The 14,962-nt window shown below is 69.5% G+C and carries 12 protein-coding genes and 1 tRNA gene; 6 read left to right on the forward strand and 7 right to left on the reverse strand.

The features are described 5' to 3' along the window. The coding region (locus B4V06_RS09705) for an OB-fold nucleic acid binding domain-containing protein (protein WP_498169485.1) at positions 1-709 on the reverse strand (709 nt) is incomplete at its 3' end. Between the two features lie 290 nt (positions 710-999). Here B4V06_RS09705 and B4V06_RS09710 point away from each other — a divergent pair. Beyond that, a tRNA-Arg gene (locus tag B4V06_RS09710) sits at positions 1,000-1,072 on the forward strand. Positions 1,073-1,772: 700 nt separating this feature from the next. On the opposite strand, the gene B4V06_RS09715 is transcribed toward B4V06_RS09710, so the two are convergent. Beyond that, positions 1,773-3,614 (reverse strand): cation:proton antiporter domain-containing protein, encoded by a 1,842-nt coding sequence (locus B4V06_RS09715; RefSeq protein WP_498170058.1) that lies wholly within the window; start codon positions 3,612-3,614, stop codon positions 1,773-1,775. 467 nt (positions 3,615-4,081) lie between these two features. On the opposite strand from B4V06_RS09715, the gene B4V06_RS09720 reads away from it, so the two are divergent. From B4V06_RS09720 to B4V06_RS09730, 3 genes are all read left to right on the forward strand, one after another. After that, complete coding sequence (locus B4V06_RS09720; protein WP_498169488.1) at positions 4,082-4,375, forward strand: hypothetical protein; 294 nt, start codon at positions 4,082-4,084, stop codon at positions 4,373-4,375. Positions 4,376-4,482: 107 nt separating this feature from the next. Beyond that, on the forward strand, positions 4,483-4,764 hold the full coding sequence (locus tag B4V06_RS09725; RefSeq protein ID WP_498169490.1) for a hypothetical protein: 282 nt from the start codon (positions 4,483-4,485) through the stop codon (positions 4,762-4,764). 206 nt (positions 4,765-4,970) lie between these two features. Continuing rightward, entirely contained in the window at positions 4,971-5,741 is a 771-nt protein-coding gene (locus B4V06_RS09730) for a DUF309 domain-containing protein (RefSeq protein ID WP_498169491.1), read from the forward strand. A gap of 19 nt (positions 5,742-5,760) precedes the next feature. Here the strand turns inward: B4V06_RS09730 and azf are convergent, their stop codons facing one another. The 4 genes from azf to B4V06_RS09750 form a co-directional block, all read right to left on the reverse strand. Further along, a complete protein-coding gene (gene azf, locus B4V06_RS09735; protein ID WP_498169493.1) occupies positions 5,761-6,651 on the reverse strand; it encodes an NAD-dependent glucose-6-phosphate dehydrogenase Azf in 891 nt (296 codons plus the stop codon). Positions 6,652-6,793: 142 nt separating this feature from the next. Continuing rightward, positions 6,794-7,144 carry a cell division protein SepF gene (locus tag B4V06_RS09740; protein WP_123113676.1) on the reverse strand — a complete coding sequence of 117 codons (351 nt, stop codon included), beginning with the start codon at positions 7,142-7,144 and terminating at the stop codon, positions 6,794-6,796. 61 nt (positions 7,145-7,205) lie between these two features. Continuing rightward, positions 7,206-10,064, reverse strand: a complete 2,859-nt coding sequence (gene mutS / locus B4V06_RS09745; RefSeq protein WP_498169497.1) for a DNA mismatch repair protein MutS — start codon at positions 10,062-10,064, stop codon at positions 7,206-7,208. A 60-nt stretch (positions 10,065-10,124) separates the two neighbouring features. Beyond that, entirely contained in the window at positions 10,125-10,679 is a 555-nt protein-coding gene (locus B4V06_RS09750; protein WP_123113678.1) for a DUF7344 domain-containing protein, read from the reverse strand. A gap of 308 nt (positions 10,680-10,987) precedes the next feature. Here B4V06_RS09750 and B4V06_RS09755 point away from each other — a divergent pair, with 308 nt between their 5' ends. Beyond that, on the forward strand, positions 10,988-11,914 hold the full coding sequence (locus B4V06_RS09755; protein WP_123113679.1) for a DUF8054 domain-containing protein: 927 nt from the start codon (positions 10,988-10,990) through the stop codon (positions 11,912-11,914). A gap of 455 nt (positions 11,915-12,369) precedes the next feature. Here B4V06_RS09755 and B4V06_RS09760 read toward each other — a convergent pair whose 3' ends face one another. Continuing rightward, the gene (locus tag B4V06_RS09760; protein ID WP_123113680.1) at positions 12,370-12,930 is read right to left on the reverse strand and encodes a DUF7344 domain-containing protein; all 561 of its coding nucleotides are present in this window, start codon (positions 12,928-12,930) and stop codon (positions 12,370-12,372) included. A gap of 454 nt (positions 12,931-13,384) precedes the next feature. Between B4V06_RS09760 and B4V06_RS09765 the strand changes: the two genes are divergently transcribed. Next, a complete protein-coding gene (locus B4V06_RS09765) occupies positions 13,385-14,878 on the forward strand; it encodes a vWA domain-containing protein (protein ID WP_123113681.1) in 1,494 nt (497 codons plus the stop codon). Positions 14,879-14,962 lie beyond the last annotated feature (84 nt).

A 14,962-nucleotide genomic window follows, 5' to 3' on the forward strand; every position in this document is an offset into this window, starting at 1 on the left:
CCCCCACCTCGACGACCTCGCCGGCCTCGAACTCCTCGGCGAGGTCGGCCTTGTCGTCCCACAGCGTGACGCGCACCCGACCCGTCTCGTCGCCGACGGTGAGGTTGGCCACGCGCCCCTCGCTGCCGTCGTCGCGGTCGAACGTGCGGATCGAGTCGGTGTCGAGCACCTGCCCGACGAGGTCGACGTCGGAGGCGCCGAGCGAGAGGTCCTCGACGCGGTAGGTGTCGAGCACCTGCACGTCGACCTCGGCGTCCTCGTCGGGCTCGACCTTGTCGGCGCTCACTTCAAGCCCGCTGTACCCCTCCTTCGGGCGGCCCATAACGCGGAGCACCTGGCCGACCTCCAGCTGCTCCTCGGCCGCCGCGGCCATCTCGTCCCACAGCGCGACGCGGACGGAGCCGGAGGCGTCCGCGACGTCGACGTTGCAGACGCGGCCCTCCTCGGCGTCCTCCTCGTCGCGCTCGAACGTCTTGATCTCGCCGATGGAGGTCACCTTCCCCAGGAACTTCACGTCGTTCATCCCCGGCTCGATGTCGGCGATGGTGTCGGCCTCCTCGTCGCGCAGCTCGTGGGCGATCAGCATCGCGGCCGTCTCCTCGTCGGCGAGCCCGCCCATCTGCTCGACCTTGTCCTCGACGGCTGCCTCGAACTCCTCGAACTCGACGTCGGTGTCGAGATCCTCGTAGACGTCCTCTATCACTCCCATACGCGTACCTCCTGAGTTGTCGAGTCCGCGGATAAGCGTTGTCCTTGCGGGGGTCTCGCGCCCGGATTCGTGCGCGCCGCCGGTCCGTTCCGGGGCGTCGTCGCACGTCGGGCCCGCGGCGTCGCTGTCGCGGATCGGGGTTCCGTCATACCCGTTCATCGGTCTCCTCGATACAAAAGGTGTGCAATCCCCGCGCGGTCACGCCGGCCGGGTCACGTCGCATGCGACCTTCCGCCACGGGACTCACGGACCGTAACCGTCTTAAGTTCAACCGCGGTACGTTCATTTGAGTCCTGGTAGGGTAGTGGACTATCCTCTTGGCTTGCGGAGCCAGGGACCGGAGTTCAAATCTCCGTCAGGACGCTCACTTTGCGGCTGTCTCACTTCGTTCGACAGCCGCGGCGTTCGGTCCTGACGTGCCCCACGCTCGGTTCCCTCGCGCAGGACTCCGTCAGGACGCTCACTTCTCGCAGGCGCTCCGCGTCCTGACTTGCCCCACGCTCGCTTCGCTCGCGTGGGACTCCGTCAGGACGTTTTCGGATGCACCAAACGGCGAGCATCGCGAGCCGTGCGTGGGTTTCGCGCTGCACGCTCGTTCGCAATTTAAACGAGCTGTGGCGCGTGCCTCCGAACGCCCAACAGGGCGTGAGGAGCACGCGCGAGGGACGCGGCGACCGTAGGGAGCCGCGAGGCTGGGGAGGCGTGAGGCTGCGGTTGCGGCGCGGGTGGGACTCAAAGGGGCAGCCGCGAGGATAGCGCAGGCGTTCACGAGAGCTTTGCTCTCGTGAGCCGATCAGAACGCAACGCGTTCTGATGACGACACAAGCACCGCAAGGAGGGAGCGAAGCGACTGACTGAGGAGCGCAGCGAGCGTGCGCTATCCTCGCGACTGGGGTTTGGAGGTGTTCACCGTCCAGTCACCGACCATTTACTAACGGGCCAAGAGGTCGAGTAACGATCCCTCGTTGGAAAATATTTATAAACAACCGAGCGCCGGTCGGACGCTCTTTGCCCTCGCTCCGCGAACGGACGGTGCCTCTCGGTCGCTGACCGAGACAACGTCTTAATCGTGCGGGTGGAACCGGTCCATCGCCTTCCTGACGGCGTCCGTGTCGCCGATGAAGGTGACGTGGTCGCCGTACTCCAGCACGCTGTCCGCCGACGGGACGTGATTCTCGCCGTCGCGGCTGACGACGGCGACGAAGGTGCCGTCGGGGATCTGCGCGTTGAGGTCGCGGATGCTCTTGCCGGCGAGATTCTCTGAGGTCACCTCGACCTCCTGTACGTCGTGGCTGTCTCCGAGTTCGCTCATCCAGTGGGTGATCGCCGGCCGCTCGATCTCGTCGTCGATGGCCACCGCGGTCGCCGTCGGCGAGTCGATCCCCTTCACGCCGATACTGTCGAAGGCGTCGACGTTGTCGGGCTCGTTCACCCGCGAGTACACCGACTCCACGTCGAACTTCGTGATCGCCAACTGGCACGCGAGGAGATTGATGTCGTCGTCGCCGGTCACCGTGATCACTCGCTTGGCGTCCTCGACGCCCGCGCCGCGCAGGTCCGCCGTGTCGCTGCCGTCGCCCTCGTACACGGTGAACCCGTCCGAGCGCGCTCGCTCGGCCTCTTCGTCGTCGTTCTCGACGATGACGACGTACTCTCCCCGTCTCTCCAGTCGTGTGGCGAGCGCCCGGCCGACCCGACCGCCGCCGATGATTATCGTGCGCATTGGTGACACTCCGAGGGCGTCGCCGATCTGCCGCGCGAGCCCGGCCTCGATCGCGACCGTCGCGAAGATGACGGCGAACACCGTCCCGACGAGCAGTTCGCCCGCCGCCACGTTCCCCGCGAGCTCGAGCTCGATGGCGAACAGCGTGGCCACGCTCGCCGGGATGATCCCGCGCGGGCCCACGCTCGCGAGGAAGAGCCGTTCCGGCCGGGTGAACCGTTCGACGCCGAACGTCGCGATCAGCGCCCCGAGCGGTCGGAGCACGAGCATGATCACGAGCACGAGCCCGACCGCGCCGACGCCGAGCGCCGCGATCGCCTCGACGTCGATCAGCGCGGCCAGCGAGATGAAGACGAACGAGAGGACGACGAGCGTCGTGTTCTCCGCGAACCGCTCGATCTCCTCTCTGTGGTCGATGTCGAGGTTCCCGAGCAGGATGCCGCTCGTCGCGGCCGCCGCGATGCCCGCCTCGGCGGCGACGGCCTCGGCGGCCGCGAACGCCCCGACCGCCGCCGCCAACACGAGGAACTGCGACGCCTGCACGTCGCGCTCGGGGACGAGGTCGCTGTCCAACAGGAGGTAGATCACCACGGCCGCGAGTATCCCCGCGAGCACCCCGACGCCGAGCCGCTTGACGAACGAGAAGAGGGTCGCCGGCACTCCGAGGTCGTCGAGCAGCAGCGTCTCGAAGATCACCACGGCGACGATCGCGGCCGTCACGTCGTTGACGATCCCCTCGGTCTCCAGCGCGGTCGCGACGTGGTCCCTGACGCGGACCACGTTGAGTATCGGCGTGATCACGGTCGGGCCGGTCGCCACGAGCAGCGCCCCGATCAGCAGCGCGATCTCCCAGTTCGCCCCCTCGAAGAACCGGACCGCGGCCGCCGTCCCGAGGAACATCACGAGGGCGCTGACCGTCACCAGCCGGAGCGACACCGTGGACGCGCCGCGGATCCGGTCGATCTGTAAGGCGAACGCCCCCTCGAAGACGATGATCGCGACGCTGATCCCGACGATGATCTCGAGCCCGTTCCCGAACGTCTCGAGGGTCACGAGCCCCAACACCTCCGGTCCGAGCACGACGCCGATGAGGAGATAGAAGATGACGCTCGGCACCTTCAAGCGGTGAGCGACGAGCTGGACGACGAGTCCCGACACGAGGATCGCCGCGATGACCGGCAACAGGCTAGACACGTCTACCGCCCATACGTCCACCGTCCTCCTTAGTGTACTGGTGGGAACGCCCGGTCCCGCCGACCGGATCCTCTCTCACGAATGATTGTGAGAAATATCTCTCCCGCGGAAAATCACGCTATTGATCAGCACACACGGGTAACTATTAACTCGGTTCCTCCTCTGCGTGGGAATAGCCCGAGCGGACTCCCCCCGCCGGGCGCCCCACCATGACCGACCGCGACCCCACTCCGACGTTCGCCCCCCTTTGGAGCGTCGAGAAGGGGATCCGCGGACCGGTCGTCGCTCGCCTCGACGCCGTCGCCGCGTGACCCCGACGCGGGGGCGGTCGGCCCCGCCCGCCGAGGCGAGCGCCGCCTTCTCTCCGTCCCCCGCCGCTCCAGTCGTTTCACCTAGACCCGGTAGCTCAAGCGGCAGAGCCTCGGGGTGAGGAATCGACTCCCTCCCGGGTCCGTATGGCAGCCCCACCCTGCCACCGCGCGACCGACGTCGCGCTCCGGGTGGCGGTCCCCCGCGACGCCGCGGGCGACCTCCGCGCCGGCGTCCGATCGAAGCTCGACGGTCGCGACGGCGTCGACGTGACCGACGTCGACGTCGTCGACCTCCGCCCCCGCCTCAACGACCTCGCGGTCAAGGTCGACGCCTCGGTTCGGCTCGCGCCGGACGCCGAGGTCGCCGACCTCACCGACGTCGTCGGGGTGTCGGAGGCCCGTCCGCGAAAGCGGGCGGCGACCGACGGCGACCGATGACCGATCGCGGGCGACGATCGGACCGCGACGGACGCGACACGGTCCCCGACCGACGAACAGCCACCGACCGCGGCGCGAGGCCCTCGCGCCATCCACCCCATCCGACCATGAGACGAGACCGACCCCCCTCCAGACGCACCGTCCACCCCGACCCGCACGCGGGTCCCGACCCGACCGCGCCCCTCCCGTCGCCGCGCGTGATGGCCGTCTTCGCGGCGTTCCCCGTCGCGCTCGTCGCGGTCGCCTCCTTCCCGGTGGCGGCCGCGCTCGCGCTGGCCCTGGTCGTCGGCGCCGTCGCCGGCGCGGCGATCCAGCGCCGGTACCCGAGCGCCGTCGACCGGACGCTGCCGGTCCCCGGCGGCGACTCGACCGCCGCCAGCGACCGCTGATCCGCGCCGGTCGCCGCCGCGACCGCTCCCGTCGGCGAGATCACCGCTGACGCGTTTCCTCCGCCGACGAACTCCCCGCTGACGCGTTCCCTCCGCCCCCGCGGCCGCTCCGCTCTGTTTTAAATAGCACTCTCTGTCTTCGCGCGCCGAGGCGCGGGCGTCGACGTGTCTCGGCCTTTTTATATCGCCGCCGCCGACGGCCGGGTATGACCGATCGCGACTCGGATCCTCGCGCCGACGCCGGGGGAGTCGACGCCGGGGACGCTCCGCCCGTTCCCGCGGCCGTCGCCGCCGGCGCCGCCCTGTTCAACGAGGGTCACGTGCTCGCGGCCCACGACCCGTGGGAGGCGGCGTGGCTTCCCCTCGACGAGGGCGACGACGAGCGCCTGCTCCACGGGCTGATCGCGGCGTCGGCCGCCACCCACCACGCGACCGAGGGCAACTGGTCCGGCGCGACCGGCTGCGCGAGCAACGCCGTCCGGTATCTCGGCGGTCTTGACGAGGGAGAGGACCACGATGCCGACAAGGGAGAGGACCGCGATGCCGACGAGGGAGGAGTCCGCGGCGCCGACGAGAGCGAAGACCGCGGCGCAGCCGACCCCGCCCGCGGCGTCGACGTCGCCGCCGTCCGGGAGTGGTGCCGACGGCTCGCGGGCGACCCCGAGACGGTCGAGCGCGCCGAGCCGCCGGCGATCCGCGTCGAGGGCGCGACGCCGGAGTTCGCCGATCTGGACCTCGCGGCGGCGCTGCTCGCGGCCCCCGCGCTCGCCGAAGCGGTCGACCACGGCGACGAGGCGACGTTCGAGACGGCCGCGGCGCTCGCGCGCGAGGAGCGCGGCACCGGCCGGACGCGGTTCGCGGAGCTGCTCTTCGCGTTCCTCCGCGAGCCGGACGCCCGCCCGCAGGTGGCCGCGCGGCTCGCGGACCACGTGGACTTGGCGGAGCGGAAGCGACGCGACGTCGACGACCTCTTTTAAATAGCGGCGCCGGACGCGGTCACGCGCCGTCGGTCGGCGTGTCGGGGTCCGACGGGAAGTTCGGTTCCGCGGGCGGATCCTCGGCGACGGTGGGGTCGCCGTCCCCGTCGCGGTCGTCCTCCGCAGCGTCCTCCTTCGGTTCGCCCTCGAAGGTGTAGTTCGCCGAGTTGTCGGCGGGGTCGTAGCCGAGCGCTTCGCGAGCGCGCTCGATGGAGTAGTAGCGCCGGTCGTTGTCCGAGATGCCGTAGACGATCTCGTAGCCGTACTCCGCCTGCAGACACCGGTCGAACAGGTGCGCGCAGTCGCGGTGCGAGAGCCACATCGCCTGCCCGCGCTCGTACTCCCGGGGCGGGTGGTCCTTCGTGAGGTTCCCGATGCGGACGCAGACGACGCTCATCCCGTGCTCGTCGTGGTAGAGGCGTCCGAGCGCCTCGCCGGTCGCCTTCGAGACGCCGTAGAGGTTCCCGGGGCGGGGGAGCTCGGTCCCGTCCAGCCGGTAGTCGTCGTCGGTGCGGTAGAGGTCGGGCGTCCGGTCGTCCGTCTCGTAGCCGCCGACGGCGTGGTTCGAGGAGGCGAACGCGAACTTGTCGACGCCCGCGTCGACGGCGGCGCGCATGACGACCTGCGTCCCGTCGATGTTGTTGCGGAGCACCGAGTCCCACGGCGCCGTCTTCCGCGGGTCGCCGGCGAGGTGGATGACGGCGCCGACGTCCGCCATCGCCTCTCGGACCGCCCGCTCGTCGGTGATGTCCGCGACGTACCGGTCGGCGTCGGTGACCCCGTCGGGCACCTTCGCTGCCGGGAGCGGCTCCCTGTCGAGGAGCCGCCAGTCGTAGTCGTCGCCGATGCCGCGGAGGATGGCCTGCCCCACCCGTCCGCCGGCGCCCGTTAGCAGGACCGGCTCGTCCATTCGGTCGTACGTGGGCGGGAGACGGGCATATAACACACGGTTCGGCCACGCTCCGGCGGTCGCCGTCCGGCCTCGTACCGACCGTCGCGGCAGCCGGGCGCGGCTCCCCCGGAGAGAGTCGCGAAAACGAGACGCGTCCGCGTTAGAGCTTCTCTCGGGCGACCGAGACGCCCGTCGGCGTGATCACGATCTGGTCGTCGCCCTTCTGGACGATGTCGCCGTCGACCTCCTGGGCGACCTGTCGCAGCTCGTCGATGATGTGTTCGACCGTGCGGTCCGACGTTGAGTGGCGGGTGATGTCGGCGATGACGAAGTCGCCGTCGTAGACGGCGTCTTTGATCGGGATGACGTCGCTCTGGTCGCCGATCTCAGCGATGTGTACCTGCATCCCCGCGTCCGCATGCGCCTCGGCGAAGTCGTCGAGGTCGAGCTCGACGTAGTCGTCGACGGAGCGGTTGCCGCCCCCGCCGAGGATCTTGCTCATGATGCCCATACACACCACACGCCGCGGTCGGACATTAGTTCTTACGTCAGACGCACCGCCGGGCCGGTCGTCAGCCGTTCCCGTCGAGCCGGTCCTCCCCGTCGAGCCGATCCTGCCACTCCTGTACCCGCGCGAGCAGCTCGACCGGCGCGGTCGCCGCGACGTCGACGTCGGTCAGCTCCTCGACGACGGCGCGGGTCTCGGGGCCGAGCCGGTCTGCTTCCGCGGTCTCCGCGCGCTCGGTCGACTCGGCGACCCCTCCCGAACCGCCCGAGGCCGACTCCGGACCCGTCCCGTTGCGCCCTCCCGCGGGATCGGGCGCGTCCGACTCGGCGGCTCCGCCGTCGTCGCCGTCGCCCGCGAACGACCCAGACGAGAGGTCGAAGACGACCTGCTTCGTCCCCTCGCCGCTCCCTGTTCCGTCCCCCGCGTCGCTCTCGCTCCCCTTGCCTCCGCCCCGCGACCCCTTCGCCTCGATCGCCTTCTCCTCTCGGAGCCGGTCGAGCACCTCGTCGGCCCGCCCAACCACCGGCTCCGGGACGCCGGCGAGGTCGGCGACGTGGACCCCGTACGACCGGTTCGTCGGCCCGTCGCGGACCGTCCGGAGGAACGTCACCTCGCCGTCGCGCTCGTCGACGGCGACGTGGACGTTGGCGACCCGGGGGAGGTGGTCGGCGAGCGCCGTCAGCTCGTGGTAGTGCGTGGCGAAGAGGGTCCGCGCGCGCACCTCGTTGTGGAGGTACTCGGTCGCGGCCCACGCGATGGAGATCCCGTCGTAGGTGGCGGTACCCCGACCCACCTCGTCGAGGATGACGAGCGAGTCCGCGGTCGCCGAGTGGAGGATGTTCGACAGCTCCTGCATCTCGACCATGAACGTCGAGCGCCCCTGCGCGAGCTCGTCGAGCGCGCCGACGCGGGTGTAGATCCCGTCGACGAGGCCGACCGTGGCCGCCCGCGCGGGGACGAACGACCCCGCCTGCGCGAGCAGCTGGATCAGCGCGGCCTGCCGCATGTACGTCGACTTCCCGCTCATGTTCGGCCCGGTGACGATGAGGAAGCCGCGCTCCGCGTCGAGCCGGAGGTCGTTCGGCACGAAGTCCGTGGTTCGCTCGACCACCGGATGCCGACCGGCCTCGATGTCGAGCCGGCGCTCGTCGGTCAGCTCGGGACGGGTCCAGTCGTTGCCGGCGGCGTGGGTCGCCAGCGACGCGAGGGCGTCGACCTCGGCGACGACCCGCCCGACGTCCTGGAGCAGTTCGGCGTCGTCGGCGACCCGCTCGCGTAACTCCTCGAACAGCTCGTACTCCAGCTCGCCGCGGGCCTCCTCCAAGCGGAGCACATCCCGTTCCCGCTCCGCCAGCTCGTCGGTGACGAACCGCTTGGAGTTCTTCAGCGTCTTGATCTCGCGGTAGTGCTCGGGCACCTGGTCGGCGACGGACTTGCCGACCTGGATGTAGTAGCCGTCCGTCTTGTTGCGGTCGACCGTGACGTGGCTGAGCCCGTACTGGCGCTTCTCCCGCTCCGCGAGCGTGTCGAGCCACTCCGTCGCCTCTTCGTGGCTCGCGATCAGCTCGTCGAGCTCGTCGTCGTACCCCTTTCGGAGCAGCCCGCCCTGCGTCTTCGCCTTCGGCGGGTCGTCCGCGAGCGCGTCGGCGAGCTCGCCGTGGAGAGCGCGGGCGCGCTCGCGGTCGAGGCCCTCCAGCACCTCGGCGACCGGCGACTCGGCGAGCTCGCTTCCCTCGACGGCGTCGACCATCGCCGGCACCAGCGCGAGGGTGTCGCGCACCGAGAGGAGTTCGCGTGCGCCCGCGCTCCCGCTCGTCGCCCGCGCGGCGAGCCGTTCGAGGTCGTACGCGTCTCCGAGCGTCTCGCGCAGGCGGTCGCGCGCGAGCGCCGCCGACGCCAGCGCCTCGACCGCGTCGAGCCGCCGGTCGAGCCGCGCCCGGTCCCGGCGCGGTCGCGTGAGCCACTCCCGGAGGAGCCGCCCGCCGGCCGCGGTGACGGTGTGGTCGACCGTCTCGAACAGCGACCCCTCGCCCTCGCCGCGCATCGTCTCGGTGAGCTCGAGGTTACGCTGGGTCGTCGCGTCGACGTCGACGTGGTCGCCGTCGCCGTACGCCGTGAGCCGGGTCATCGACGCGAGCACGCCGGCGCCCGTCTCCTCGACGTAGCCGAGCACCGCGCCGGCCGCGCGCAGCGCGAGATCGGAGTCGATACCGACGCTGTCGGCGGTCTCCCGCCCGAACTGCTCGCGCACGGTGTGCGTCGCCCGCCCCGGCGCGAACGCCTCCGCGTCGAAGAGGGAGACCGACCCGGAGAGGTCCTCGCGGACCGCGCCGAGCAGCCGGTCGTCGTTGCGGACGCGGGGGCCCGGGAGCACCTCGGCTGGGTCGAACCGGTACAGCTCCGCCCGGAGGTCGCTCTCGTCGTCGACCTCGGTGACGAGGAACCGCCCGGTGGTGACGTCCGCGAGAGCGAGGCCGTAGGGGCCACCGGCGTCGTCGTTCTCGGTCGCCGACGCGCCGCCGGTCGCCGGCGCGCCCGCCGCTCGCTCGTCGTCCTCGCGAACGACCGCCGCGAGGTACCGCGCGTCGTCGTCGGCGGTCTCCAGCAGGGTGCCGGGCGTGACGACCCGCGTAATTTCCCGGGCGTGCCCGTCGTCCGTCTCGTACTGGTCGGCGACGGCGACCCGGTAGCCGCGCTCGACGAGCGCCTTCACGTACGGGGTCAGCTCCGAGAGCGGCACGCCCGCCATCGGGTACGACGAGCCGTGCGAGGACTTCTGTGACACCGTCAGGTCGAGCTCGTCGGCGACCAGCTCCGCGTCGTCCGCGAAGAACTCGTAGAAGTCGCCGCACTGCATCGCGAGGACGTCCGCGTCCGTCTCCGCCTTGAGATCGAGGAACTCCCCGACGATCCCCGTTGCCATATACCCGTACTCCCGCCGTGGGCGGCTAAAACCCTACGGGTGTCGAGCCGAGCGACGACGCTACCCGACCCGGTTCCGACGCGTCACCGTCCGGTGTATCACACCGGAGACGGCGAAGAGCACCGCGAAGAGGATCGCGTACGTGTACCCGGAGACGCTCGCAAATGGGGCGGTTCCGATCGCCGCGGCCCCGCCGAGCAGCCCGCAGACGACCGCAAGCCCCACGTAGTACTCGCTCCACAGGATCTCGTTTTCGGAGACGACCTCGAGGTACACCTCGAGCTTGCGGCTCTCCTCGGTCAGCGAGACGATCCCCCTGTCGGGCTCGTACTCGATGAAGCCGCTGTCGGCCAGCTTCGGCAGGTGCGACTGATGGAGGGCCGTGTAGACGCGCTTCCGCTGTTTGTACGTCACTTCGTTGATCTCGCGGTCGTTCTCCCACGCGGCCAGCTGCTCGGCGATGTCCCTGACGCGAGCGTCGTCGCCGTTCTCTTTCAGGTACGTGATCACGTTTCGCCGGCGGCGGTTGCTCAGTGCGGTGAACACCTCGTCGCGCGAGGGGCCGTCTTCCCCGCTCGACGCCGTTTCCTTCTGAATGCTGAGTTGGGGTGACATTTGGTTTGGGATGACATAGCGCGGGTAGATAGACTATCCATACAGATTGGCACCGGACAACATATCACTTTCTATTATTTTCCCGGTAGTATAAAATATGAATTTTGATCGGTTAATAACCGTCTCACCGCCGTATGTTTGATAGTTATGTATTATTCTAGAGCTTAGACGAGGCTGTTCGCGGCCACGGCTGGCGGCGTCGGGTGCTCCATCCCTCACGGGTCTCCGAGCTCCTTCGCGCCGTAATCGCCGCCGCGCGAGGCGGTATGGCGTCCATACATACGACCGACCGGCGCCTCTCGGGGGGTATGACGACCTCACACGACACTCGTCTCGGTCGGCTCGACCGGCTTCGTCGCCCGGAGTACACCGGTGAGAACCGCTGTCTTCCCTGCACCGCGGTCAACGTCGCGATCGCGGTCGCTGCCGCCGCCGCGATCGCCGTCGTTGCCGCGATCGAACTGGCCGCGCTCGCCCTCGCCGTCTCCCTCGCGGCGATCTGGCTGCGCGGCTACCTCGTCCCCGGCACGCCGGAACTCACGAAGCGCTACCTCCCCGACCGCGTGCTGCGGCTGTTCGGGAAGGGCCGCGCCGCCGCGCCGCCCGCCGACGTCGACGCGGAGTCGTACCTGCTGTCGGCGGACGTCCTCGTCGAGACGCCCGACGGGGCCGACCTCTCGTTCGCGCCGTGGTTCGCGTCCGCGTGGAACGACGCCCTCGACGAGATGCGCCTCGACGCGAGCGTTGCCGACGCCGCGGACGCCTCGGTGACCGCCGGCGCCGACATCTCGGTGACCGCCGCCGACGCCCCGATGACCGCCAACGACGACGCCGGCATCGCTGCCGACGTGGCGGCGCTCGCGACGCTCACCGGCGTCGACGGCGACTCGCTCTCGCTCGACTGGCGCGGCGGGACCGCCTTCGCGTCCGCCGACGGCGAGCGCATCGGTCACTGGGAGTCCCGCGCCGCGTTCCTCGCCGACGTCGCCGCCGACCGCGCGTTATCTGACCGCGTCGACGACTGGACGGCTCTCCCGCTCGCGGCGCGGAGCGGCGTGCTCGGTGCGCTCCGACTGTTCGTCGAGGAGTGCCCCGCCTGCGAGGGTCCGGTGAGCCTCGAGGAGCGCGTCGTCGAGTCCTGCTGTACGAGCTACGACGTGGTCGCGGGCCGGTGTACCGCCTGCAACGCGCGGCTGTTCGAGCTGGACCTGCCGCCGTCGCTCGCGGCCGAATAACACGTTGTGACCGATTGTTTCGTGGTGGATTCTGCCGAAGTTCCAGCCGCTCATTTATAAACGGTTGACGGCGGATCGGCGGTGAACACCTCCAAAGCCCCAGCCGCTCATTTATAAACGGTTGACGGCGGATCGGCGGTGAACACCTCCAAAGCCCCAGCCGTGAGGGGCGCGCACGCTCGCTGCGCTCCTCAGTCAGTCGCTTCGCTCCCTCCTTGCGGTGCTTGGCTTCGCCTCCGCGCCCCTCACGGCTGCCCCTTTGAGCCCCACCCACACAGCACCGCACCTCTCACCTCCCCAGCCTCGTCGGTGGTCCTCCGCGTTGCTCCGGACCACCGACTCCCTCGCGCGTGCGACTCGCGACCGCCGAGGGCGGCCGCTCGCCGGCGCGCGCCGACCGCAGCGTTCGTCTGTTTATATATAGAATCGGCAAGTCGCAGAATTCGTCGTTCGTCTCAGCTTCGGGGCCGCGACAGCAGGCCGCTGCGTCCGATCCGGAACTGCCGGAGCACGGAGAAGCGGTTGACCCACAGCTGGTACGCGCCCGTGAGGGCGAACGCGCCGAGCGAGAGGCTCGTCCAGAGGACCGGGTCGATCACGGAGGCGACCGGGGCTTCGAGCAGGATCGCGAGCAGGACCGTCAGCGACGCGATGCCGAGCGCGCGGTACAGTTCCGACCACGTCACCCCGCCCGTGGCGACGATCTCGGTGTACAGGGACACGTCCCGCGCGTGCCGCGACAGCTCGATCGTCTGCGTCTCCCGGTCGTACTCGACCACGCCGACCGCTTCCAGCTTCGGCAGGTGCGTCTGGACGAGCGAGGTGTACACGCTCTCGCGACAGCGCTTCGGCGGCGGGTTCTCGCCTGTCTCGCGGCCCGCCACCAGTTCGGAGAGCTCGTGGACCGTCACCACGCCGCCGACGCTCCCGAGCTGCTCGAGGGCGCGCCGACGGCGCTCGTTCGCGAGGATGGAATACACCTGCTCCGCCGGAAGGACGTCGGTTCTGAGTTTCATGGGTGGGGGTCCGACGCTCCGCGCGGCACGGAGATCGGTCGTTGACGCTACATCTTCCTTCGAGGGGATATGTATGCGCTCGCTACCCCTGTTCGGACCGTGTTTCGTGGTACCTTATCCCGAGATTCGGCTCTTCGAAACCGATAGCACGCGTCCCCGTGGACCCCGTCGTTCGGTTCGGATCGCCCCCGATCTCATCTTCGATGCGGCACGGATCCCGTACCGCCCCCCGCGTTCGAAGTACGGGGTTCCTGCCGCCGATCTCGCCCGGAGTAGGGACGCCGGACCGCCGGTCGAAGGCGGCCTTTGACCGTCGGCACCGTCCGTTCTACCGAATCGAAGCCTCCGTTCCACGGTGACGTGGCTGCGCGTAACTAGGTGGGTATCCCTCGGAGGAGAGAGTAACCGATTCGGTCAGCCCAGCGCGGACGGGACGCGGGTCGGGGGAGAAACCATGAGCCAAGACACAAACGACACAATCGGACTCTCGCGGCGCAAAGTGCTCGCGGGCCTCGGCGCCGTCGGCGTCGCGTCCGCGGGCGCGGGACTCGGTACCACGGCGTACTTCAACGACACCGAGTCGTTCCAGGGCAACACGCTCACCGCGGGCGAGCTCGACCTGAAGCTGGACTACAAGTCGACGTACCTCGGCGGTCCCGGCCGTCTGGACGACGTCGTCGACATGGGCTACCCGGACGCCGAGGACCTCGGTGACGGGCGGTACCTGCTCGATCAGGCGCCCAGCCCTGCGGACATGCAGGCATGGGAGGACCTTGTTACGGGAGAGGAGTTCGACTTCTGTTCGCCCGAGGCGGACGAGTTCCTCGTCAACGGCGACGGGATCCCGATCTTCACGCTTGACGACGTGAAGCCCGGCGACTCCGGCGAGGTCACGATCAGCATTCACATCTGTGACAACCCCGCGTACCTCTACCTCGCGGGCGAGCTGACCGAGAACGCGGAGAACGGTCAGTCCGAGCCCGAACTGGCAGCCGAGGGCGAGGACACAGACGGCATCGGCGAGCTCGCCGACGCCATCGAGGTCTGCGTCTGGTACGACGAGGACTGCGACAACGTGTACGAGCCCACCGGTACGGGCCAGCAGCAGGAGCTGGAAGTCGCGCTCGTCAGCGACGTCTCCGGCTCGATGAGCGGTTCGATCGACGACCTCCAGGCCGCCGCGAACGGGTTCGTCGACAACCTCTCTGCCCCGGACGAGGCCGCCGCGATCTCGTTCAACAGCTCCGCGTCGCTCGACCAGGAGCTGACCACGAACTACCAGGCCGTCAAGGACGCCATCAACGCCTACAGTGACGGTGGCGGCACGAGCATCGACCTAGGTATCGACGTTGGTGCGGACGAGCTCCTCAACGGGAGCAACGCCACCCCCGGCGCCTCGAAGGTGATGATCCTGTTGAGCGACGGGAACTCCAGCGCCAGCGCCGCGAACGCCGCGGCGGACGCCGCGAAGAACGCGGGCATCCGCATCTTCACGATCGCCCTCGGGAGCGCGAACACCTCGCTGCTCCAGAGCCTCGCGAGTTCGCCAGACGATGCCTTCGTCGCGCCCGACCCGGCCGACCTCGACACCGTCTACGCCGAAATCGCGCAGATCGTCCTCGCGGGCGAACTGAAGATCCTCTCGGGCACGATGAGCGAGGTCTTCGCGGAACTGGCCGACGGCGAGGCGCTCGACGGCAACCGCCAGGAGGAGGGTCGGCAGCCCTACCCCGGCGCGACCACCCAGTGCATCGGCTTCGAGTGGACGCTCCCGGCGGAGGTCGGCAACGAGATCCAGACCGACTCCGTGAGCTTCGATCTCGCCGTCTACGCCGAGCAGTCGCGGCACAACGATAATCCGCAGGTGGCGTTCAACGGAACCGACGTGAACAGCACCAGCCCCGGTCCCGCACCCAACGGTACCGGCAACGTGAGCGGTCAGAACTAGCTCCTCGGAGCAACGCGGCCCCGGACGACGAGACACGTCCGGTTCCCGGCTCGGCGCCTTCGGGCGGCCGACGCGGCGGTTCGC

It is taken from the genome of Halorubrum sp. B53, from assembly GCF_059752395.1.